At 72.2% G+C, this 21,809-nt stretch carries 21 protein-coding genes, 1 pseudogene and 1 riboswitch; of the genes and pseudogenes, 13 read left to right on the forward strand and 9 right to left on the reverse strand.

What is annotated here, in order from left to right; translation table 11 throughout:
* Positions 1-67 precede the first annotated feature (67 nt).
* Positions 68-586 carry a nuclear transport factor 2 family protein gene (locus tag CEB94_RS12385; RefSeq protein WP_425472452.1) on the forward strand — a complete coding sequence of 173 codons (519 nt, stop codon included), beginning with the start codon at positions 68-70 and terminating at the stop codon, positions 584-586.
* 57 nt (positions 587-643) lie between these two features.
* A complete protein-coding gene (locus CEB94_RS12390; protein WP_175432272.1) occupies positions 644-1,549 on the forward strand; it encodes a helix-turn-helix domain-containing protein in 906 nt (301 codons plus the stop codon).
* 3 nt (positions 1,550-1,552) lie between these two features.
* On the opposite strand, the gene CEB94_RS12395 is transcribed toward CEB94_RS12390, so the two are convergent.
* Complete coding sequence (locus CEB94_RS12395) at positions 1,553-2,368, reverse strand: SAM-dependent methyltransferase (protein ID WP_175432273.1); 816 nt, start codon at positions 2,366-2,368, stop codon at positions 1,553-1,555.
* 34 nt (positions 2,369-2,402) lie between these two features.
* A complete protein-coding gene (locus CEB94_RS12400; protein ID WP_175432274.1) occupies positions 2,403-3,083 on the reverse strand; it encodes a phosphotransferase in 681 nt (226 codons plus the stop codon).
* 282 nt (positions 3,084-3,365) lie between these two features.
* Positions 3,366-3,543: riboswitch (cobalamin riboswitch) on the forward strand.
* Between the two features lie 73 nt (positions 3,544-3,616).
* On the opposite strand from CEB94_RS12400, the gene CEB94_RS12405 reads away from it, so the two are divergent.
* The 5 genes from CEB94_RS12405 to CEB94_RS12425 are packed head-to-tail and all read left to right on the forward strand — an operon-like array spanning position 3,617 to position 9,035.
* Positions 3,617-4,822: an SCO2321 family membrane protein gene (locus CEB94_RS12405; RefSeq protein ID WP_175432275.1), complete on the forward strand. Its 1,206-nt coding sequence runs from the start codon at positions 3,617-3,619 to the stop codon at positions 4,820-4,822.
* The gene (locus tag CEB94_RS12410; protein ID WP_175432276.1) at positions 4,819-5,457 is read left to right on the forward strand and encodes an SCO2322 family protein; all 639 of its coding nucleotides are present in this window, start codon (positions 4,819-4,821) and stop codon (positions 5,455-5,457) included. Before CEB94_RS12405 ends, CEB94_RS12410 begins: the two co-directional genes overlap by 4 nt.
* Positions 5,450-6,541 (forward strand): energy-coupling factor transporter transmembrane component T, encoded by a 1,092-nt coding sequence (locus CEB94_RS12415; RefSeq protein ID WP_246111776.1) that lies wholly within the window; start codon positions 5,450-5,452, stop codon positions 6,539-6,541. Before CEB94_RS12410 ends, CEB94_RS12415 begins: the two co-directional genes overlap by 8 nt.
* Complete coding sequence (locus tag CEB94_RS12420) at positions 6,538-8,190, forward strand: ABC transporter ATP-binding protein (protein WP_175432278.1); 1,653 nt, start codon at positions 6,538-6,540, stop codon at positions 8,188-8,190. The genes CEB94_RS12415 and CEB94_RS12420 overlap by 4 nt, the downstream gene beginning before the upstream one ends.
* Positions 8,187-9,035, forward strand: coding sequence for an ECF transporter S component (locus tag CEB94_RS12425; protein ID WP_175432279.1), 849 nt, complete (start codon positions 8,187-8,189; stop codon positions 9,033-9,035). Before CEB94_RS12420 ends, CEB94_RS12425 begins: the two co-directional genes overlap by 4 nt.
* 216 nt (positions 9,036-9,251) lie before the next feature.
* Here CEB94_RS12425 and CEB94_RS12430 read toward each other — a convergent pair whose 3' ends face one another.
* Positions 9,252-10,487 (reverse strand): cytochrome P450, encoded by a 1,236-nt coding sequence (locus CEB94_RS12430; RefSeq protein WP_175432280.1) that lies wholly within the window; start codon positions 10,485-10,487, stop codon positions 9,252-9,254.
* A 218-nt stretch (positions 10,488-10,705) separates the two neighbouring features.
* Here CEB94_RS12430 and CEB94_RS12435 point away from each other — a divergent pair, with 218 nt between their 5' ends.
* Complete coding sequence (locus CEB94_RS12435) at positions 10,706-11,875, forward strand: steroid 3-ketoacyl-CoA thiolase (RefSeq protein WP_175432281.1); 1,170 nt, start codon at positions 10,706-10,708, stop codon at positions 11,873-11,875.
* Here the strand turns inward: CEB94_RS12435 and CEB94_RS40845 are convergent.
* A complete protein-coding gene (locus tag CEB94_RS40845) occupies positions 11,859-12,008 on the reverse strand; it encodes a DUF397 domain-containing protein (RefSeq protein ID WP_246111777.1) in 150 nt (49 codons plus the stop codon). The two genes, CEB94_RS12435 and CEB94_RS40845, sit on opposite strands and share 17 nt — an antisense overlap.
* Before the next feature lie 8 nt (positions 12,009-12,016).
* Between CEB94_RS40845 and CEB94_RS40850 the strand changes: the two are divergent.
* A pseudogene (locus CEB94_RS40850) lies at positions 12,017-12,332 on the forward strand (hypothetical protein); the annotation flags it as partial.
* Here CEB94_RS40850 and CEB94_RS12445 read toward each other — a convergent pair.
* The gene (locus CEB94_RS12445) at positions 12,286-14,337 is read right to left on the reverse strand and encodes a bifunctional glycosyltransferase 87/phosphatase PAP2 family protein (protein WP_175432282.1); all 2,052 of its coding nucleotides are present in this window, start codon (positions 14,335-14,337) and stop codon (positions 12,286-12,288) included. The pseudogene CEB94_RS40850 and the gene CEB94_RS12445 sit on opposite strands and share 47 nt — an antisense overlap.
* Before the next feature lie 317 nt (positions 14,338-14,654).
* Between CEB94_RS12445 and proP the strand changes: the two genes are divergently transcribed.
* Complete coding sequence (gene proP, locus CEB94_RS12450) at positions 14,655-16,040, forward strand: glycine betaine/L-proline transporter ProP (RefSeq protein WP_175432283.1); 1,386 nt, start codon at positions 14,655-14,657, stop codon at positions 16,038-16,040.
* 89 nt (positions 16,041-16,129) lie between these two features.
* Positions 16,130-16,801, forward strand: coding sequence for an O-methyltransferase (locus CEB94_RS12455; protein ID WP_175432284.1), 672 nt, complete (start codon positions 16,130-16,132; stop codon positions 16,799-16,801).
* A 10-nt stretch (positions 16,802-16,811) separates the two neighbouring features.
* On the opposite strand, the gene CEB94_RS12460 is transcribed toward CEB94_RS12455, so the two are convergent.
* A complete protein-coding gene (locus tag CEB94_RS12460; RefSeq protein ID WP_175432285.1) occupies positions 16,812-17,204 on the reverse strand; it encodes an FHA domain-containing protein in 393 nt (130 codons plus the stop codon).
* A gap of 99 nt (positions 17,205-17,303) precedes the next feature.
* Here CEB94_RS12460 and CEB94_RS12465 point away from each other — a divergent pair, with 99 nt between their 5' ends.
* The gene (locus tag CEB94_RS12465) at positions 17,304-17,711 is read left to right on the forward strand and encodes a DnaJ family domain-containing protein (protein ID WP_175432286.1); all 408 of its coding nucleotides are present in this window, start codon (positions 17,304-17,306) and stop codon (positions 17,709-17,711) included.
* A gap of 19 nt (positions 17,712-17,730) precedes the next feature.
* Here the strand turns inward: CEB94_RS12465 and CEB94_RS12470 are convergent, their stop codons facing one another.
* Both CEB94_RS12470 and CEB94_RS12475 read right to left on the reverse strand, forming a co-directional pair.
* Positions 17,731-18,348 (reverse strand): hypothetical protein, encoded by a 618-nt coding sequence (locus CEB94_RS12470; protein ID WP_175432287.1) that lies wholly within the window; start codon positions 18,346-18,348, stop codon positions 17,731-17,733.
* A 4-nt stretch (positions 18,349-18,352) separates the two neighbouring features.
* Positions 18,353-19,060 carry a hypothetical protein gene (locus CEB94_RS12475; protein ID WP_175432288.1) on the reverse strand — a complete coding sequence of 236 codons (708 nt, stop codon included), beginning with the start codon at positions 19,058-19,060 and terminating at the stop codon, positions 18,353-18,355.
* Between the two features lie 171 nt (positions 19,061-19,231).
* Here CEB94_RS12475 and CEB94_RS12480 point away from each other — a divergent pair, with 171 nt between their 5' ends.
* Positions 19,232-19,723, forward strand: coding sequence for a GNAT family N-acetyltransferase (locus tag CEB94_RS12480; RefSeq protein WP_175432289.1), 492 nt, complete (start codon positions 19,232-19,234; stop codon positions 19,721-19,723).
* Positions 19,724-19,726: 3 nt separating this feature from the next.
* Here the strand turns inward: CEB94_RS12480 and CEB94_RS12485 are convergent, their stop codons facing one another.
* Positions 19,727-21,778 (reverse strand): MDR family MFS transporter, encoded by a 2,052-nt coding sequence (locus CEB94_RS12485; RefSeq protein WP_175432290.1) that lies wholly within the window; start codon positions 21,776-21,778, stop codon positions 19,727-19,729.
* Positions 21,779-21,809 lie beyond the last annotated feature (31 nt).

Here is a 21,809-nt window from a genome sequence, read left to right on the forward strand (position 1 = left end):
CAAGCAAGGCGCGATGGGAGGAGCAATCGCGTCGCCGAGGGCCCGCAGAGGGTGCTACGAAACGTCCATGGACCTCATTGACCCCACAGACTCCATAGACGCCACGGACCCCATGGACGCCAAGGACGCCATGGAACGCCTCCTCGCCGAACGCGCCTGCGAGCGTCTGATCCTCGGCTTCGTCCACCGGCTCGACCTCGGCGAACCCGCCTCCGTCGCCGAGCTGTTCACCGAGGACGGCGTCTGGCAGTGGCCACACGACAGGCGGCTGGTCAAGGGCCGCGACGCCCTGCGGAGGTACTTCGGCTCCCGTCCGGCCGACCGGCTCTCCCGCCGCATGATGTCCAACGTCCTGGTCACGGTGACGTCCCCGGACACCGCCGGGGCGATCTCCTACTTCACGACGTATCGCGTCGACGGCTACGAGGGCGGCGTCATCCCGGCCGGGCCGCCGGTCCAGATCGGACACTACGAGGACACCTTCCACCGGGTCGACGGGACCTGGCTGCTCGCCTCACGGACCCTCCACCTTCCCTTCGGCGGACCCACCCCGAGCCCGAACCTGCCTTCTCCACAAGGCGCTTGACGTCGCGGAGCGCCCCTAGGATGGTCGGAAGCAACGCTCGCACCGGGAGAGATGCCCATGGGCACCGAAGAGGCCGCACGCACATCGACCGGCAGCGGGGCCCTGGACAGCGGGTGCGCCGGGCCCATGGTGCCGCGGCTGGCCCTCGGGGCCCGGCTGCGCGAGCTGCGGGAGGAGCGGGGCATCGGCCGGGCGGACGCGGGGCACGTCATCCGCGCCTCCTCCTCCAAGATCAGCCGGATGGAGGCGGGCCGCCACGGCTTCAAACTGCGGGACGTCGCCGATCTGCTCACCCTCTACGGCGTCACCGACGAGGCCGAGCGCGCCACCCTGCTGGCGCTGGCCGAGCAGGCCAACACCCCCGCCTGGTGGAGGTACTACAGCGATGTCGTGCCCGCCTACAGGCAGACCTATCTCGGGGCCGAGCAGGCGGCCAGTCTCATCCGCTGCTTCCGGGTCCAGCGCGTCCCCGGCCTGCTGCAGAGCGCCGACTACGCCCGGGCCGACCTCCGGCTCGCCCACCCGGACGCCGGTGCGGCGGAGATCGACCGCCGGGTCGCGCTACGGATGACCCGCCAGCGGATCCTGCGCCGACAGCCGGCGACCCGGCTGTGGGCCGTGATCGACGAGGCGGCGCTGCGCCGCCCGGTCGGCGGTGTCGGTGTGATGCGGGACCAGCTCAGGCATCTCATCGAGATCTGCCGGCTCCCGCACGTCACGGTGCAGATCCTGCCGTTCCTCACCGGCGCCCACGCCGCGGAGGGCGGTCCGGTCACCATTCTGCGGCTGCCCGGCGGGCAGTTGCCCGACGTGGTCTACCTGGAGCAGCTCACCACCGCCCTCTACCCCGACCGGCCGGCCGACATCGAGTGCTACTGGGATGCCATGAACCGGCTGGTGGTCGAAGCCGAGTCGCCGGACGAGACTCCGACCATCCTGCACCGCATCCTCCAGGAGACCTGAGCGTCAGCGCTTGCGGGCGACGCCGCCGTACTGGTGGACCTCGGCGGGAAGGCCCAGGGCCGCCGCGTCGGGACGCCAGCGCGAGCAGGAGGCCACGCCCGGTTCGAGCAGCTCCAGACCGTCGAAGTAGCGCGCGATCTGCTCGGGGCTGCGCAGGATGTACGGGATCGAACCACCGTCGTTGTACTGCTCGATGGCCCTGACGTACTCCTCGCTGGTGTCGGTGGAGTCGTACTGCACGAGGTAGCTGCCGGGAGGCAGGGCGTCCACCAGCTGCCGCACGATCGAGCGGGCCTCGTCGTGGTCCTCGATGTGGCCCAGGATGCCCATCAGCATGAGGGCGACGGGCCGGTCGAAGTCGAGGGTCTTCCCGGCTTCCCGGACGATCGCGCCGGGCTCGCGCAGGTCGGCGTCGACGTAGTTGGTGACGCCTTCCGTCGTGCTGGTGAGCAGCGCGCGGGCGTGGGCCAGCACCAGCGGGTCGTTGTCGACGTAGACGATCCGGCTCTCCGGGGCCACCCGCTGGGCGATCTGGTGGGTGTTGTCCACGTTGGGCAGGCCGGTGCCGATGTCCAGGAACTGGCGGATGCCCTCTTCGGCGGCCAGGTGGCGCACGGCACGGGCGAGGAAGTAGCGGGCGGCGCGGGCGCCGGTCTCGATGCCGGGGAAGACCTCGCGGAACGCGTCACCGGCCACCCGGTCGACTTCGTAGTTGTCCTTCCCGCCCAGCCAGTAGTTCCAGATCCGGGCCGAGTGCGGCACCGAGGTGTCGATCTTGGGGAACGGCTCCTGCTCGGGGTTCTCCACCTGGTCGGTCATGGACGCTCCTGCGTGTGTGGTCGGGGGCCCCACGTTAGCCGCTCCACGCCCTGGAGAGGATCAACTCCTCTGCGCGGCCCAGGAGTTCGACCTCCACCTGGCTCATCGTCGGACTGGCGCCCCGGCGGCGCAGGGCCTCGGCCAGGGCCGGGCGCGTGAGAGGGGACGGACCGGCCAGGAGGGCGGTCAGCATGGCGCCGGCAGGCGCGGAGAGGCTGTCGCCGGCGACAGCGGCCTGCGCGAGGATCACCGCGGTCGCCGCCCAGTCCAGGCCCGGGTCGCCCTCCACCGCGTCGGACCAGTCGATGACACGGGGGCCGCCGGGGGTGAGGATCACGTTCTCCGGGTGCAGGTCCAGGTGGAGGATGCGGACGGAGGGGTCGGTGGAGCGCAGGGCGGGGACGGCGTGGAGGTCGCGCAGCAGCCGGGCGAGGATTGAGCCCGCCTCCGCCACGTCCAAGCTGCCCGCCAGGCAGGCCTGGAGCATGGTCGGGCCGGAGAGCCGCTCCATCACCAGGTCGGTGCGCGAACCGGTCGGGCGGACCCGGGGCGCCGGATAGCCGTGGGCACGCACATGTGCCATCACCGCCCCCTCGGCCGCAGCGTCACCCCCGCCGCCGCGCTCCCGGCGCAGCACCCACGCCTCGTCGATCACATACACATCGGCCCGTCGCCCGGAGCCGAGCAGCTTTCCCGGTGGTGGTGTGGTCGGCATGGGGCGAAGCTACCCCGCGGCCCCGGCGCCCAGCCGACGAGACGAAGCCCCTGCCGCCAGACACGGAGCGAGGCCCCTGCCCACCTGGCCGCGCCGGCTCGAACCGAAGCCGCCCCGCCGCCCGGCACCGGCCGACATGAAGCGAAGCCACCCCGCCGCCCGCCACTCAGGCCGACATGAAGCGAAGCCACCCCGCCGCCCAGGCCGACAGAAGCGAAGCCACCCCGGCACCTCCACCCACACGAAGCGAAGCCACCCCACCCAACCCGGCCCCTCGGCCGGTTTTCCGCGCCCAGGTACAGTAAGCGGGTCGTCATCACACCGTACGGGGGGAAGCCGGTGCAATTCCGGCGCTGACCCGCAACCGTGAACCGCCCGCCGCGGCGGTGAGCCGGATCGCTTCGTACGGTTTCGTGACCGGCTCACGTGCCCGGCAGCCCGCCGTGCACGGCACCGTCGAGGTATACGGAGCCGAGCCGCCCGGGGGTGCCCGTGCTGCCCGGCTCCCCCACAGGGAGAGGCACCCGCCGATCATGAACGTCCGCCGCAGCGCCGCGGTCCTTGCCGCCGTCGCCGTGATCGGCGCCGCCACCCCGGCCGCCGCCGACCCGTCCCCGTCGCCCTCCCAGGCGTTCCCCTCCGCCCTGTACGGCGACACGGACCCCAAGTTCGACGGCGTCTGGCGCCAGTCGCTCGCGCTGCTCGCGCAGGACACGGTGGGTGTGAAGCCGGCGGCGAAGTCCGTGCGGTGGCTGGTGCGCCAGCAGTGCCCGGACGGCGGCTTCGCCTCCTACCGCCCCGACCCCGCCGCCGCGTGCGACGCCAAGACGATGCTGGACACCAACGCCACGTCCGCCGCCGTGCAGGCCCTCACCGCGCTCGGCGGGCACGACGACACCACCGGCAAGGCCGTCGACTGGCTGAAGTCCGTACAGAACAAGGACGGCGGCTGGGGCTACTCGCCCGGCGGGGCCAGCGACACCAACTCGACGTCGATCGTCGTCGGCGCGCTCGCCGCCGCGGGCGAGAAGCCGGACGGGGTCGACAAGGACGGCAAGTCGCCCTACGACGCGCTGCTGAAGCTCGCCCTGCCCTGCGACGGGGACGGCGACGGCGCCTTCGCGTTCCAGCCGGACAAGAAGGGCGACCTCGCCGCCAACGCGGACGCCACGGCGGCCGGTGTGCTCGGCGCGCTGGGCAAGGGCATGGTCGTCAAGCCCGGCGAGAAGTCCGACGCGGCCTGCGCGAAGGCCGCAACGCCACAGCAGGCGGCGGCGAACGGCGCGAGCTACCTCACCTCAGCCCTCGCCGAGGACGACCACCACCTCATGTCCGCCCTGGCCGGTGCCGAGCCGCAGCCCGACTTCGGCAACACCGCCGACGCGGTCGTCGCGCTCGCCGCGCGGGGGGACACCGCGCAGGCGGAGAAGTCCGTGCGGTGGCTGGAGAAGAACTCCGCGTCCTGGGCCGCGCAGAGCGGTCCGGCCGCCTACGCCCAGCTGATCTTCGCCGCCCACGCGACGGGCACGAACCCGCGCGACTTCGGCGGCGCGGACCTCGTCAAGCAGCTCAACGCGACGGGCCCGGCCCCGCAGACGGCCGAGAAGACCAAGGCCTCGGACGAGAAGGAGGACTCCGGCGACTTCTTCGGGGTCTGGTGGTACGTCGGCGTCTGTCTCGTCGCCGGAATCGGCATCGGGTTCCTGTTCACCGGCCGCAAGAAGCAGCGGCAGCTGTGATCCGCCGGGCCGTTCTCCTCCTCCTGGCCTCGCTCCTGCTGTGCGCGGGCGCGGGCCAGGCCCAGGCCGCCGGTTACCGGTACTGGTCGTTCTGGGAGCGCGACGGCGGCCACTGGGTCTACGCCACCCAGGGCCCGTCCCTGGCCCGCCCCTCGGACGGCGACGTCCAGGGCTTCCGCTTCGCGGTGAGCGAGGACTCGGCGGACGCGACCCGGCCACGCGGCGAGGCCGACTTCGCGACGATCTGTGCGAAGACGCCCGCGCAGGACGGCAGGAAACGAGTGGCCCTGGTCATCGACTTCGGCACACCGTCGGACGGCCCCGAGGGCGAAACCCCTCCCGCCGCCCGCACGGCCTGCGCCCGGGTCTCCCCCGACGCGACGACGGCCGAGGCCCTGGCGGCGGTGGCCAAGCCGCTGCGCTACGACACCAACGCCCTGCTGTGCGCGATCTCGGGCTACCCGGAGAAGGGCTGCGGCGAACAGGTCTCACCGAAGGAGACGCAGCAGCAGAAGCCGGCAGCGGAGAAGAAGACCCCCTCGGACGACGGCCCGTCCCTGGGCCTGCTGGCGGGTGTCGCCGTGGTGGTGGTCCTGGGCGGGGCGGCCGTCTGGCAGGTACGACGGCGTGGGTAGCGGCACCCGGGGCCGGCACCGGGCGCAACTGCACCCCGGCGCCTGGTGGCTCTGGGCGCTGTCCCTCGGCACCGCGGCCACCCGCACCACCAATCCCCTGCTCCTCGCCCTCCTCATCGCGGTCTCCGCCTACGTCGTGGCCGCCCGCCGCCCCGACACCCCCTGGTCCCGCTCCTACGGCGCCTTCGTCAAACTCGCCCTTGCCGTGATCCTCGTCCGTCTGCTCTTCGCGACGGTCCTCGGTTCCCCCATCCCCGGCACGCACACCCTCCTCACACTCCCCGAAGTCCCCCTCCCCGCCTGGGCCCAGGGCATCCGCCTCGGCGGCGAGGTGACCGCGGAAGCCCTCACCTTCGCCCTGTACGACGGTCTGCGGCTGGCCACGCTCCTCATCTGCGTGGGCGCCGCGAACGCCCTCGCCAACCCCTCCCGCCTCCTCAAGTCCCTCCCGGGCGCCCTGTACGAGATGGGCGTCGCGGTCGTCGTCGCCCTCACCTTCGCCCCGAGTCTCATCGCCGACGTCCAGCGCCTGCGCGCCGCCCGCCGCCTGCGCGGGCGCCCGGACAAGGGCGTCAGGGGCCTGCTGCACGTGGGGCTCCCGGTCCTGGAGGGCGCGCTGGAGCGCTCCGTCTCCCTCGCCGCCGCGATGGACGCCCGCGGCTACGGCCGAACCGCCCAGGTCCCGCCCGCCGTACGCCGTACCACCGCCGCCCTCACCCTCGGCGGCCTGCTCGGAGTCTGCGCGGGAACGTACGGCCTCCTCACGGCCGAAGGCGCCACGTACGGCCTCCCCGTACTCCTCGCGGGTCTCACAGCCGCCCTCGCGGGTCTGAGACTCGGCGGCCGCCGGTCCCTGCGCACCCGCTACCGCCCGGACCGCTGGGACGTGCGCGCCTGGCTGGTCGTCGCCTCCGGCGTCGCGGTCGCGGCCCTGCTCGCCCTCGCCGCGGCCCGTGACCCCGCGGCCCTGAACCCGGGCGTGGTCCCGCTGGTCGCCCCCACCCTCCCCCTCTGGCCGGCCGCTGCCGTACTCCTCGGCCTGCTGCCGGCGTTCGTCGCCCCCGATCCCGAGGAGCCGTCGTGATCCGTTTCGAGGATGTCTCCGTGACCTACGACGGTGCCGTCGAACCCACCGTCCGGGGCATCGACTTCGAGGTCCCGGAAGGTGAACTCGTGCTGCTGGCGGGCCCGTCCGGCGTCGGCAAGTCCACCGTCCTGGGCGCGGTCGGCGGACTCGTCCCGCACTTCACCGGGGGCACCCTGCGCGGCCGGGTCATGGTCGCCGGACGCGACACCCGCACCCACAAGCCGCGCGAACTGGCCGACGTCGTGGGCACGGTCGGCCAGGACCCGCTCTCCCACTTCGTCACCGACACCGTCGAGGACGAACTCGCCTACGGCATGGAGTCGCTGGGCATCGCCCCGGACGTGATGCGGCGCCGCGTGGAGGAGACACTCGACCTGCTGGGCCTCGCCGGCCTGCGCGACCGGCCGATCGCCACGCTCTCCGGCGGCCAGCAGCAGCGCGTCGCGATCGGCTCGGTCCTCACCCCGCACCCGAGCGTCCTCGTCCTGGACGAGCCGACCTCCGCGCTAGACCCGGCGGCCGCCGAGGAGGTGCTGGCCGTCCTCCAGCGGCTCGTGCACGACCTCGGCACGACGGTCCTCATGGCCGAACACCGCCTGGAACGCGTCATCCAGTACGCCGACCAGGTCGTCCTCCTGCCCGGCCCGGGCGCGGCCCCGGTCCTGGGCCCCCCGGCCGAGGTGATGGCCGTGTCCCCGGTGTACCCACCGGTGGTGGCCCTGGGCCGCCTGGCGGGCTGGTCCCCCTTGCCCCTGACCGTCCGCGACGCCCGTCGCAGGGCAGGAGATCTGAAGCGACGGCTGGGACCCGTCCCCAAGGGGCGCGGGGAACTGCGCGATCAGCCACAGACGCCCCGCGCCCTGCGGCACTCCGCACCCGCCACGCCCATAGGCGCGGTACGAGCCCTCTCAGTACTCCGCGGCCGCGTCCAAGCCCTGAGCCACATCGACCTCACCGTCACCCCCGGCGAGACGATCGCCCTCATGGGCCGCAACGGCGCCGGAAAATCCACTCTGCTCAACGCCCTGGTCGGCCTCGTCAAGCCCAGCTCCGGAACCGTCCGTCTCGGCGAAGCCACACCCCACCGCACCGCGCCGAAGGACCTCGTCCGCAAGGTCGGCCTGGTCCCCCAGGAGCCGCGCGACCTGCTCTACGCCGACACCGTCGCCGCCGAGTGCGCGGCGGCCGACCAGGACGCCGGCGCGCCCCCCGGCACCTGCCGGGCCCTGGTCACCGAGCTGCTGCCCGGCGTCACCGACGACACCCACCCCCGCGACCTCTCCGAAGGGCAGCGGCTCGCGCTCGCCCTGGCCGTCGTGCTGACCGCCCGGCCCCCGCTGCTCCTGCTGGACGAGCCGACCCGGGGCCTGGACTACGCGGCGAAGGCCCGGCTGGTCGCGGTGCTGCGCGCGCTGGCCGCCGAGGGGCACGCCATCGTCCTGGCCACGCACGACGTGGAACTCGCGGCCGAGCTCGCCCACCGGGTGGTGCTGCTGGCCGACGGAGAGGTGATCGCGGACGGGCCGACGGCCGACATCGTCGTCTCCTCGCCGTCCTTCGCCCCGCAGGTCACCAAGATCCTGGCGCCCCAGCACTGGCTCACGGTCACCCAGGTCCGCGCGGCCCTCCAGGAGACCGGCCGATGAGTCTCCCGGCGACCACCCGCACGCACCCCCAGAAGCAGGCCCGGGCCGTCCGCCTCGGCCCCCGCTCACTCACCGCCCTCGCCCTGGTCAGCGCGGTGGGTGTCGCCGGGTTCACCTGGCCCTTCCTCGCCCCGCCCACCTCGCGGCTCAGCGCGCACGCGCAGGACGCGCCCTGGCTCTTCGCGGGCCTGCTGGTGCTGCTCGTGGCGGTCGTGGCCGCGGCGATCTCGGAGTCCGGTCTCGGCCCGAAGGCGGTCGCGATGCTCGGCGTGCTGGCCGCCACGGGAGCGGCCCTGCGGCCGATCGGCGCCGGTACCGCCGGTATCGAGCCGATGTTCTTCCTGATGGTGCTGAGCGGCCGGGTGCTGGGCCCGGGCTTCGGGTTCGTTCTCGGTTCGGTGACGATGTTCGCGTCCGCCCTGCTCACGGGCGGGGTCGGGCCGTGGCTGCCGTTCCAGATGCTGGCGATGGGCTGGTTCGCGATGGGTGCGGGCCTGCTGCCCGGCCCGGACCGGCTGCGCGGCCGGGCCGAACGCGCGATGCTCGCCGGCTACGGCTTCCTCGCCGCGTTCGCCTACGGCACGGTGATGAACATGGCGGGCTGGCCCTTCATGAGCGCCCTCGCCTCGAACGTGGCCTTCGACCCGCACGCGCCGGTCGCCGTGAACCTGGCCCGTTTCGTGGCGTACTGCCTGGCCACGTCGCTCGGCTGGGATCTGGGACGGGCGGTCGTCACGGTTGTCCTGACGCTCGCGCTCGGCCCGGCGGTGCTCCGGGCGCTGCGCCGGGCCACGCGCCGGGCGGCCTTCGAGACGCCGGTCACGTTCGACGCCGCCGGGAAGTGAAGCCGCCCACGTGAGCCAGGTCATGTACGAGGCGGGGCCGTAGGGACAAGGGCCCGGTCACAGGCGTCGACCCGACCGCACCTGCGGCCGGACCTAGTACGACGGGGCGTTGCGCGCGTCAGGCACGGCTGTTTCTGTGGAGCCACCCCCCACAGACCGAAGGCGGCGGCCCCCCGATCCCCGGGGCCGTCGCCTTCGCCGTGCCCGTCGGCTGTTTCAGCCCGTGCTCACCGGAAGCTCCTTCACCCCGTTGATCCACGCCGACCGCAGCCGGCGCGGCTCCCCGACCAGCTTCAGGCCGGGCATGGCGTCGGCGATCGCGTTGAAGATGAGGTTGATCTCCAGGACGGCGAGGGACTTGCCCAGGCAGTAGTGCGGACCGCCGCCGCCGAAACCGAGGTGCGGGTTGGGATCACGGGTGACGTCGAAGGCGTCCGGGTCGTCGAAGACCTCGGGGTCGTGGTTGGCCGAGGCGTAGAACAACCCCAGCCGGTCACCCTGGCGGATGCGCTTGCCGCCGAGTTCGGTGTCCTGGGTGGCGGTGCGCTGGAAGGCGGCGACCGGGGTCGCCCAGCGCACGATCTCCTCCGCCGCCGTCTCCGGACGGTCGCTCTTGTACAGCTCCCACTGTTCGGGGTGGGTGAGGAAGGCGTGCATGCCGTGGGTGATGGCGTTGCGGGTGGTCTCGTTGCCCGCGACGGCCAGCATGAGCACGAAGAAGCCGAACTCGTCGGAGCTGAGGTTGCCCTCGTCCTCCGCCGCGACGAGCTGTGTGACGATGTCGCGGGCCGGGCACCGCTTGCGGTCGGCGGCCATGTTCATCGCGTAGGCGATGATCTCCGTGGCCGACTCGGCGCCGACCTCCTCGGTGATGGCGTACTCGGGATCGTCGTACGCGATCATCTTGTTGGACCAGTCGAAGATCTTGTCCCGGTCTTCCTGCGGCACGCCCATCAGTTCGGCGATCGCCTGGAGGGGCAGTTCGCAGGCGACCTGGGTGACGAAGTCGAACGGCCCGGTGTGCGCGCGGGCGGATTCGACGATGGAGTGGGCCCGCGCCCGCAGCCGGTCCTCCAGCGCCCGGATCGCCCGGGGGGTGAACCCGCGCTGCACAATCTGCCGAACCCGGGTGTGCTCCGGCGGGTCCATGTTCAGCAGGATCAGCCGCTGCGCGTCGATGGCGTCGCGCTCGATGTGCTCGTTGAAGCGGATGATCGCCGTGTTGAGGGTCGACGAGAACAACTCCGGGTGCGTGGAGACGTATTTGACGTCGGCGTACCGGGTGACGGCCCAGTAGCCCTCGTCCTGGAAGCCGGCGAGACCGGCCGGCTGTGCCACCCAGCACACCGGTTCGACCCGGCGCAGCTCGGCGAACTCCGGCAGCGGCACGCGGTGGTGCAGCAGGTCGGGGTCGGTGAAGTCGAACCCGTCGGGCAGCGCGGGACAGGGCATGGGCGGCTCCCACCACTCGTACCGACTCTGAGGTCTGACGGCCCATCAGCTGTGCGGAGTTGCGGTGACGGTAGTAACGGGTTCTACAAGTAGCAAGGGGCACGGACCCTCCAATTGCCCGCACGACCCTTGCGGTCACCGAGCGGGCCTCAGCACACTGCTTGCAGAACTAGAACGCGTACTAGTTCCGCTGAGCCTCCCGGAGAGGACCCGCACCCATGGCTGCCGAACCCGTGATCGTCGAAGCCGTACGCACCCCCATCGGCAAGCGCGGCGGCGCGCTCGCCAACCTGCATCCCGCCTACCTCCTGGGCGAGACCTACCGCGAGCTCCTCGGCCGCACCGGTATCCCCGCCGACTGCGTCGAGCAGATCGTCGGCGGTACGGTCACCCACGCCGGCGAGCAGTCCATGAACCCCGCGCGCACGGCCTGGCTGACCATGGGGCTCCCCTACGAGACGGCCGCGACGACCGTCGACGCACAGTGCGGGTCCTCCCAGCAGGCCTCGCACATGGTGGCCAACATGATCGCGGGGGGCGTGATCGACGTCGGCGTCTCCTGCGGGGTGGAGTCGATGTCCCGGGTGCCGCTGGGGTCGGGCTCGAAGCACGGGCCGGGCAAGCCGTTCCCCGACGAGTGGAACGTGGACCTGCCCAACCAGTTCGAGTCGGCCGAGCGCATCGCCCGCCACCGGGGACTGACCCGCGAGGACGTCGACGCCCTGGGCCTCGCCTCCCAGGAACGGGCCGCCCACGCATGGGCGGAGGAGCGCTTCAAACGAGAGACGTTCGCGGTCCAGGTCCCCACGACCGAGGAGGAGCAGCATGCCGGGCAGGGCATGTGGCGCCTGGTCGACAAGGACGAGGGCCTGCGCGACACGACGGCGGAGGCCCTGGCCTCCCTGAAACCGATCATGCCGACAGCGGTGCACACGGCCGGCAACTCGTCGCAGATCTCCGACGGGGCGTCGGCGATCCTGTGGGCGTCGAAGCGGATGACCCGCGCCCTGAAGCTGAGGCCCCGGGCCCGGATCGTGGCCCAGGCGCTGGTGGGGTCCGACCCTCACTTCCACCTCGACGGCCCGATCGACGCGACCAGGGCGGTGCTGGGGAAGGCCGGGATGTCCCTCAGGGACATCGACGTGGTGGAGATCAACGAGGCGTTCGCGTCCGTGGTGCTGAGCTGGGCGCGGGTCTTCGACCAGGACCTGTCGAAGGTGAACGTCAACGGCGGCGCCATCGCACTCGGGCACCCGGTGGGAGCCACCGGGGCCCGGCTCATCACGACGGCACTTCATGAACTGGAGCGCACGGGCAGGGAGTTCGCGCTGATCACCATGTGCGCGGGAGGCGGTTTGGCCACCGGCACGATCATTCAGCGGTTGTAGACGTCCAGTCGACGAAGGTGGTGAACGTGGCGGGGTCGAGCGTGAGGATCGGTCCCGCCGGGTTCTTGCTGATATCGCCGTGATTGATGGCCGTCCTGGGCGTCCGCACGGTCACCGTGCTGTCCGGGCTCACCGCCTCCCTGGAAGGTGTACCGGGTGCGCGACGCCGTACCGCTCGTCTCGTCGCCCGGCTCGGTCGTCCGCGCCTTCCCCGACGAACTGGTGGTGCGGATGTCGCGGCCCGGCGAGGTGACCGTACGGGTCGCCTATTCGCCGTGGCTGCGCGGCGACGGGGGGTGTCTCAGCCGCGACGGCGAGTTCACCCGCCTCGGCGTGCCGGCCGCCGGCGGGTCTCAGCCGCGACGGCGAGTTCACCCGCCTCGGCGTGCCGGCCGCCGGCGAGTACCGGATCAGCTCGGAGTACGGTCCTTCCGCAGATCCGAACTCCCGCTGCTGACCTCGGCGGCCGCCGTCACCGTGCGCGCCCGCGGGCCCTGGAGGAGGTGGGTGAGGCCGAAGCCCACGGCGACCACCAGCGCTCCCCCGGCCGCGTCGAGCACCCAGTGGTTCGCCGTCGCGACGATCGCACAGGCCGTGCACAGCGGATGCAGCAGGCCGAGCGCCTTCGTCCACCACCTCTGCGCCAGGACGGCGATCACGAGGCCGCACCACAGCGCCCAGCCGAAGTGCAGGGACGGCATCGCCGCGTACTGGTTGGTGAGGGCGGTGAGCGTGCCGTAGTCCGGCTGGGTGAAGTCCTGCGTGCCGTGCACGGTGTCGATGAAGCCGAGCGTCGGCATCAGCCGGGGCGGGGCCAGGGGGTAGAGCCAGAAGCCGACCAGGGCGAGCAGGGTGGCGAAGCCCAGGGCGGAGCGGGCCCAGCGGTAGTCGCCTGGGCGGCGCCCGTAGAGGACCGCGAGGACGGCCAGCGGCACCACGAAGTGGAACGACGTGTAGTAGTGGTCGAAGAAGTCCCGCAACCAGTCGATCCCGACGACGGTGTGGTTGACCCAGTGCTCGATGTCGAGCCGCAGGGCGCGTTCGAGGTCGTGGATCTGCCTGCCGTGCTCCTCGGCCTCGGCGCGCCCGGCCGAGTTGCTGCCGCCGGTGGCGGCGAGGCGGACCTTGGAGTAGGCGGCGTAGGTGACGCGGAGGAGGAGCAGTTCGAGGAGGAGGTTGGGCCGGGTGAGGACCCGGCGCAGGGCCGGCACCAGCGGCACGTGCCGCCAGCGGGCCGGGACGGCGGGCGCGTACGCGACCGGCAGCGGCGACCGGTAGTACGGCGAGGTGCGGGACAGAAAGGGCACGGCGGTGGCGGCGGCGAGCGCGGCCAGCACGACGACGTTGTCCCGCAAGGAGGTGAGGGACGCCATGTCCGGCAGGATCATCTTGGCCGGCAGGGTCATGACCAGGACGACGGTGACCGGCCACACGTACCGGTCCGAGGCGCGTCTGCCGACCCGTCCGGGGACGGCGAGCAGCACCCACAGCAGCTGGTGCTGCCAGGCCGTGGGCGAGACGACGAGCGCGGCGCAGCCGGTGATCGCGACGGCGAGCAGCAGCTGGCCGTCTCGGAAGTAGCGCACGGCCCGGCGCAGGGCCAAGACGGCGACGGCCGCGCCGAGCGACAGGAAGAGCGCGACCTCCAGGGGGCCGTTCAGGCCGAGCCGGAGCAGGGCGCCGTGCAGGGACTGGTTGGCGAGGTCGTCGGCCGGGCCGCCCAGGCCGACGCCCGCCATGTGGTGGACCCAGTAGCGGTAGGAGTCGTGCGGCATCGCCGCCCAGGCGAGCCCGGTGCAGGCGGCGAAGGTGACACCGGTGGCGAGGGCGGCGCGTCTGCGGCCGGTGAACCACAGCAGGGGCGTGAACAGCAGCAGGGTGGGCTGGAGCGCCGCAGCGACGCCGATGAGCAGGCCGCTGGTGCGCTGGCCGTGGGCGGCGAAGCAGCCGAGCAGGACGAGCAGGACCGGGATGATGCTGGTCTGGCCGAGCCACAGGGTGTTGCGGACGGGCAGGGACAGCATCAGCAGGCTGATGGCGACGGGGGCGGCCACCAGCGCGGTGCGGCGGCTGACCGGCTGGGGCAGGGCGCGGGCGGCGGTCAGGCCGAGGGCGACGACGAGCAGCAGCGTGCCGAAGGTCCAGCCCCAGCCGAGGGCCTGTTCGGCCGAACGGGTGAGGGGCTTGAGGGCGAGGCCGCCGAAGGGGGTGCCCGTGAAGCGGGTCGAGTCGTAGAGCGAGCCGTTCACATGCAGGACGCCGTTCGGCCCGACCCAGGTCTCCAGGTCCGTCAGCCGCTCACCGCGCGGGGTGGCGAGGACGACGGTCACCTGCCGGGCGGCGAGGAGGGCGGCGATCAGCCACAGCCCGAGGCGGACGACGCGCAGGCGTGTGCGGACCCCACCGGTGGCCGTCGCTCCGAAGCCTTCCGCCGGTCGTCCGCCGTGATCCGCATTCACCACGCCTCGTCGGCCTCCGCACCAGTTCATCCCACATGTCTCGAATGTGGGAATTCCTCCTGCGAACCCTATGGGGAACGCGCGGTTCCGGAGAAGAAGACGCCTTCACGAACGCGAGATGGATCACACGAAGATCGTCGTGAACCGCTTTCCGCCGGGCAGAAGCGCCAGCACAGCCACGGTTTACGTGCAGTGTGCAACGAAAGGCGTACCGCCCGTAAGCGGATCAAACCCGCCTATCGTCGCTTTTTCGGCCCGTACGACAGCGCCGCCGCGCGGGACCGCGTCCCTGTCTCCGTCGAAAGGTAGGCGAGCGAGTCTTGTCGACTGCCTCAGTCGCCGCCCCCGCGTCCCTCATGAAGACCCGCACAGCGAAGACCCCCGACCCCACCGTCACCGACCCCGCGCTCGTCAGGCGCGCCGTGAAGGCGGCCGCGCTGGGCAACGCGATGGAGTGGTTCGACTTCGGCGTCTACAGCTACATCGCGGTCACCCTGGGCAAGGTTTTCTTCCCCTCGGGCAATCCCACCGCCCAGTTGCTCTCCACGTTCGGCGCCTTCGCCGCGGCCTTCCTGGTCCGCCCCCTCGGCGGCATGGTCTTCGGTCCGCTCGGCGACCGCGTCGGCCGCCAGAAGGTCCTCGCCGTCACCATGATCATGATGGCGGCGGGCACCTTCGCGATCGGTCTGATCCCGTCGTACGCGACGATCGGTGTCGGCGCGCCGATCCTGCTCCTGGTGGCCCGCCTCGTGCAGGGCTTCTCCACCGGCGGTGAGTACGCGGGCGCCTCCACGTTCATCGCCGAGTACGCCCCCGACAAACGGCGCGGCTTCCTCGGCAGCTGGCTGGAGTTCGGCACGCTCGCCGGTTACATCGGCGGCGCCGGCCTGGTCACGATCATGACCGCCCTGCTCTCCGCCGACGACCTGACCTCCTGGGGCTGGCGCATCCCGTTCCTGATCGCGGGCCCGATGGGCATCATCGGCCTCTACCTGCGGCTGCGCCTGGAGGAGACCCCGGCGTTCGCGGCCGAGGTGGAAAAGGCGGAGAACAACCGCCCGAAGACGCCGCTGCGCGAGATGGTCACCGGACAGTGGCGCGCGCTGCTGCTCTGCGTCGGCCTGGTGCTGGTCTTCAACGTCACCGACTACATGCTGCTGTCGTACATGCCGAGCTACCTGACCGGTCAGCTCCACTACGACGAGACGCACGGCCTGCTCGTCGTCCTCGGCGTGATGGCCGTGATGATGATCGCCCAGCCGTTCGCCGGCGCGCTGACCGACCGCGTCGGCCGGCGCCCCGTGATCGCCACCGGCTGCGCGGGCTTCCTGCTGCTCTCCGTCCCGGCCCTGCTGCTGATCCGCCAGGGCAGCCTGCTCGCGGTCGCGCTCGGCATGGGCGCCCTCGGCCTGCTGCTGGTCTGCTTCACGGCGTCGATGCCCTCGGCGCTGCCGGCGCTGTTCCCGACGAAGGTCCGCTACGGCTCGCTGTCGATCGGCTTCAACGTCTCGGTGTCCCTGTTCGGCGGCACGACCCCGCTGGTGGTGACGGCCCTGATCGGCGCCACCGGGAACATGATGATGCCCGCGTACTACATGATGGCCGCGGCCGTGATCGGCGGTTTCGCGGTGTGGCGCATGGCGGAGTCGGCGGGGCGCCCGCTGCCCGGCTCGGCGCCCTCGGTGGCGGGTCGACACGCCGGGTGAAATCCCGCTGACAGCGGCCCGCGCACCAACTATCTTCGTCAGCGCCAGTAGTTAGGAATGCTAACTATGCTGACGAAAGGTAGAGGCGCATGAGCGAGTCGCACGTCTGGGACGAGGTCGACGCCTACTTCACCGCCCACCTCGCCCCGGACGACGAAGCCCTGGCGGCCGCCCTGCGGGACAGCGACGCCGCCGGGCTTCCGCACATCAACGTCGCCGGGAACCAGGGCAAGCTCCTCCAGCTCCTCGCTCAGATCCAGGGCGCCCGCCACATCCTGGAGATCGGCACGCTCGGCGGCTACAGCACCATCTGGCTGGGCCGCGCCCTGCCCGCCGACGGGCGGCTGGTCTCCCTGGAGTACGACCCCCGGCATGCCGAGGTCGCCCTCCGCAACATCGCCCGCGCCGGCCTGGACAAGCTGGTCGAGGTGCGGGTCGGCCCGGCCCTGGAGTCGCTGCCCGAGCTGGCGGACGAGAACCCGCCCCCGTTCGACCTGGTCTTCATCGACGCCGACAAGGCCAACAACCCGCACTACGTGGAGTGGGCGATCAAGCTCACCAGCACCGGCAGCCTGATCGTCCTCGACAACGTCGTACGGGGCGGCCGGGTCGTCGACGCGGACAGCACCGCCCCGGACGTAACGGGCACCCGCACCGCGATCGAGCTGATCGCCGGCCATCCGAGGCTGAGCGGCACCGCGATCCAGACGGTGGGCATGAAGGGCTACGACGGATTCGCGCTGGCCCGCGTGCTGGCGTGAGGCCCCGGGGTCAGACCTCGTGATAGAAGCCGACGTTGACGCTGCGCGGGGCGGTGCGGTCCTGGACGATGATCTCGCCGCTGCCGCCTCTGGGCAGCGGGACGGTGCCGCCGTAGGTGAGCGGCTGGGCGTACTCCCCCATCGTCAGCCGTACTTCGGAGGACGGGTCGGGCTGGGAGCCGCGCAGCCAGGTGACCTGCCAGGTTCCCTCCGGCCCGCACAGGAACTCCAGATGGACGCGGGAGACGAACAGCCAGTCGTCCGGCGTGCTCAGCCGGCACACCGACTTGTCGCGGCCCACCCGCAGCACCGCGCCCGGCTCGCTGGGCGCTTCGGCCATGAGCATGCCGGCCGTGGCGCCCGCCTCCGCCTCCGCGACGGTGGCCATGGTGAGTTCGAGCACGTGCGCTCCTCCTGAGACGTCCTGGTGGGGCTGCCAGTGCGACTTGAGCCCGCCGCATGATAAAACGCCCGGCCACGCGGTGTCCGGCACAATGGCCTCATGACCGAGCGAAAGCCACCAGGCGTCGACTTCGAGTCCTGGGTCGACAAGCAGATCCGTGACGCGGAGGCGCGCGGGGAGTTCGACCGGCTGCCCGGGGCGGGTGAACCGCTCCCGCCCGAGGTCGAGAGCACCTACGACGAACTGTGGTGGGTCAAGCGGAAGTTGGCCCGCGAGGGCTTCTCCGTCCTCCCACCGGCGCTGGCGCTGCGCAAGGAGGCGGAGGACGCGCTGGAGGCCGCGCTCGCGGCCCCCTCGGAGCGGATCGTCCGGAAGATCATCGACGAGATCAATCCCAAGATCCGCGAGATGATGTTCAAGCCGCCGCCCGGCCCCCCGCTGGGAAAGAAGCCGTACGACGTCGAGGACGTCGTACGGCAGTGGCGGGAGCGCCGGGCGGACCGGTGACCGGGGGATTCGCCCCGGCTCACACGTGCAGCAGCCGTTCGGCCAGCTCGCGGTAGTCCTTCAGGGCCAGCCGGAGCTGCTCGGTGTCGGCGGACGAGACGGACCTGCCCTCGCCGCCCTCGACGGACTGCCAGGAGTGGCGCAGGGTGCGACGGCGCTGCGTCACGGCCTCGGTGAAGCGGGCCGCGATCTCCTCCAGCACGTGGTCGGCCTCCTCGACGGAGGCCCGGGGCCCGTCGACGAACCCGGCGACGGCGTGCTGCAACCGCGAGCCGAGCTTGTCGGACTCGTCGTGGGCGAGGAGGTGGGACCGGTCCTTGGCGGAGCCGGCCTTGCCGGGGCCGGTGCCGTGGTCGCCGCCGCGGAGGGCATCGGTTCCGTGGTCTCCGCCGCGGAGGGCATCGGTTCCGTCCCGGTCCGTGCCGTGGCGGCCGGTGCCGGGTACGTCGGTGCCGTGCGTGACGCCGCGGTCCGTTTCCGGGTCACGGCCTGTGCCGCGGTCCGCTTCCAGGCCCTGGGCCGTGTCGTGGTCCGTGCCCGGTGCGGTCGGGCGGCGGCCGGTGCCCAGGGCGCTTTCGCCGCGGGCGTCCGGGGCGGCCGGCGTGTGGTCGCCGGGCGGTCGGGTCATGTCGGTCATTGCCTCAACTCTCCTTCGCCTGACGTCGGTTGATCGCCCACGGCGTGTGCCCGCCGCGGGCCGGAGCCTTGCGGCCGCCGTTCAGTCCGGCACGGTGGTGTCCGTCGTGCCGTCCCTCCTCGTGGCGTGCGCCCGTGTGGCCGCCGTTGTGGCGGGCCGGCTTCACCAGCTCCTCGAACAGGGCGCGGGCCGCCACCATGGCCTCACGCATGTCTTCCGTACCCTGGCCGCCGTCACGGGCGTCCTCCGCGCGCAGATGCGCCGCGCGGTGCACGCGCCGGTAGCCGTCCACGTGGTGGGCGTGGTGCACGGACAGCGCGGCCAGCTGTTCCTCGTACTGCCCGCCGTCCGGGAAGCCCCGGGCACCGGCCAGCTCGGAGAGCAGCCGGTCCGCCTCGGCGACAGCCTCGCGAGGCGAGTCGACGAACCGCTCCTGGGCGGCCGTCCAGCGCGCCTCGTACTGCTCGCGCTGCGCCGGCTCCAGCGACCGCTCGCGCAGGTCGCCGTGGCGCTGCACGCGCTCGGTCAGCTCGCGCTCGGCCGCTTTGGCGTCACCGTCGTGCCGGGCCACGGCCCGGTCGTACTCGGGTCCGAAGCGGCGCTTCAGGCTCGGGCCGCGCCGAGGCCCGCGGGCGCGCAGGGTCATGACGGCCGCGATGATGACGACGACCGCCGCGATCACGATCAGAGCAATGATCAGGCCAGTGGACATGAATGCCTTCCGGGTTCTCGGGCCCAACCGGCTCTCCTCGCGAGCCGGTTCGCCCGTCGGGTAGCCCCAAAGCCCGTCCCCAAACGGCGCCCGGGCGCAACCGGGGCGCGCACACGGGGCCGGGACTATTCGGTTGCGTGTCCGGTGGGGCGCCTGTGAACAATGCGGTTCATGACCTGGACCGTGACCCCGGAACCGTACGACTCCCCGGTCGCCGCCGCTCTGTGGCGGGCGTACTACACCGAGGTCAGCGACCGCTGGTACCTGCTGCACGAGGGGCGCCGGACCGACCCGGCCGAGCTGGAGCGGGAGATCGCCGCCCGGCCGGGTGCCGACCTCGCCCCGCCGGGCGGGCGGCTGCTCGTCGCCCGGTACGGCGGCGAGCCGGCCGGCAGCGCGGGCGTACGGCAACTGGACGGCACCACCGCCGAACTCACACGGGTGTTCCTGCACCCGTCGATGCGCGGCAGGGGCGGCGCCCCGCTCCTGGTCAGGGCGGCCGAGGACGCCGCACGCGCGCTCGGCGCCGCCCGGATCATCCTCGACACCCGCGGCGATCTCGTCGAGGCCCGCGGCCTCTACGCCCGCCTCGGCTACCGGGAGACCGGACCCCACAACGACAACCCGTACGCGGAGCACTGGTTCAGCAAGGACCTGGCCTGAACCTCAGACCCGCTCCTGCGTGGGGCGCGCGCTGTACGGCCGCTCGCGCCGGGATCCGCACAGTTCGCCGTTCAGCTCCCGCACGAGCCGCTCCAGGTCGGTCGGCCGGTCCGGCCCCCACCAGTCGCCGAGCAGCTCGGCGAGGGACTCCTCGCGGGCCTCGGCCAGCCGGCCGGCGACCTCGCGTCCCTGGTCGGTCAGGACCATGTCGACGCCCCGGCGCACGGCGAGGCGGCGCACCTCGGCCTGCCGGGCGGCTTCCATGATCACGGTCAGGGGCACGGGCATGACGTCGGCCAGCACGCCCGGCTCCACGGAGCCGTAGCGCCGCATCCGCAGCAGCAGCCAGCTCGTCGCGGGCAGCAGGTCGTAGCCCGCCCGGGCGGTGATCTTCCGGTAGATCTCGCGCCGCCCCGCGCGGGTGCCCAGCACCGACAGCGCGCGGCACACCTCGTCGTACGAGGACCGCTCGACGGGGTTGCTGGCCAGGGTCTCGGTGACGTCGGGCGCGGTGACCGAGCCGCGCAGCCGGTCCTCCTTCAGGAACCAGGCCAGCACGAAGCCGAGGAGCGCGACGGGGGCCGCGTACAGGAAGACGTCCGTGATGGAGACGGCGTAGGCGTGCAGGGCCGGTGGGCGCAGGCCGGGCGGCAGGGCGGCGATGCCGCGCGGGTCGGCCTCCAGCGTGCCCACGGAGACGCCGGGCGGGAGTTGTGCGCCCCGGAAGGCGTCGGTGAGCTGGTCGCCGAGCCGGCCGGCGAAGACCGTGCCGAAGACGGCGACTCCGAACGAGGCGCCGATGGAGCGGAAGAAGGTCGCGCCGGAGGTGGCCACGCCCAGATCCTCGTAGGGGACGGCGTTCTGCACGATGAGCACGAGGACCTGCATCACCAGGCCGAGACCGAGCCCGAAGACGAAGAAGAAGCCGCTCAGCTCGGCGGTGGAGCTGTGCTCGTCGAGCTGGTGGAGCAGGAGCAGCCCGAGTGTGGTGACGCCGGTGCCGGCGATCGGGAACACCTTCCAGCGGCCTGTGCGGCTGACGATCTGCCCGGAGGCGGTCGAGGCCAGCAGCAGGCCCAGCACCATCGGCAGCATGTGCACGCCGGACATGGTCGGGCTGATGCCCTGCACGACCTGGAGGAACGTCGGCAGGTAGGTCATGGCGCCGAACATGGCGAACCCGACGACGAAACTGATCACGGCGGCGAGCGTGAAGGTCCGCACGCGGAACAGCTTGAGCGGCAGCACGGGTTCGGCGGCCCGCCGCTCGACGGCCACGAAGGCGACGGCGAGGACGACGCCCAGGACCGCGAGGCCGACGATCTGCCAGGACCCCCATGCCCAGGTCGTGCCGCCGAGCGAGGCGACCAGCACCAGGCAGGTGGCGACGGCGGCGATGAGGAGGGTGCCGAGGTAGTCGATGACGTGCCGTTGCGCCTTGCGCGGGAGGTGCAGGACGGTCGCGATCACCGCGAGCGCCACGACGCCGACGGGCAGGTTGACGTAGAACACCCAACGCCAGCTCAGATGCTGGGTGAACAGACCGCCGAGCAGCGGTCCGAGCACGCTGGTCGCGCCGAAGACGGCGCCGAACAGCCCCTGGTAGCGGCCGCGTTCACGAGGGGGGACCAGATCGCCGACGATTGCCATCGACAGCACGATCAGCCCGCCGCCGCCGAGGCCCTGCAGGGCCCGGAACGCGATCAGCTGAGCCATGTCCTGCGCGGCGCCGCACAGCGCGGACCCGATCAGGAAGATCACGATCGCCGTCTGGAACAGCCTCTTGCGCCCGTACTGGTCGCCGAGCTTGCCCCACAGGGGGGTGGCGGCGGTCGCGGCCAGCAGGTACGCGGTGACCACCCAGGACAGGTGATCCAGACCGCCGAGATCGCTGACGATCGTGGGCAGCGCGGTCGACACGATGGTCTGGTCGAGCGCGGCGAGCAGCATGCCGAGAAGCAGGGCGCCGATGGAGACCAGGACGTTCCCCGGTACCTGCTCCCGGGGGTCCGCGCCCTGGGGCTTCAGTGTGGTGGCGTTCCCGTCCCCGGCCATGAGACCTCCCGAGTCACCTGTGACATTTTCC

It is taken from the genome of Streptomyces hawaiiensis (genome assembly GCF_004803895.1).
GTDB lineage: Bacteria > Actinomycetota > Actinomycetes > Streptomycetales > Streptomycetaceae > Streptomyces > Streptomyces hawaiiensis.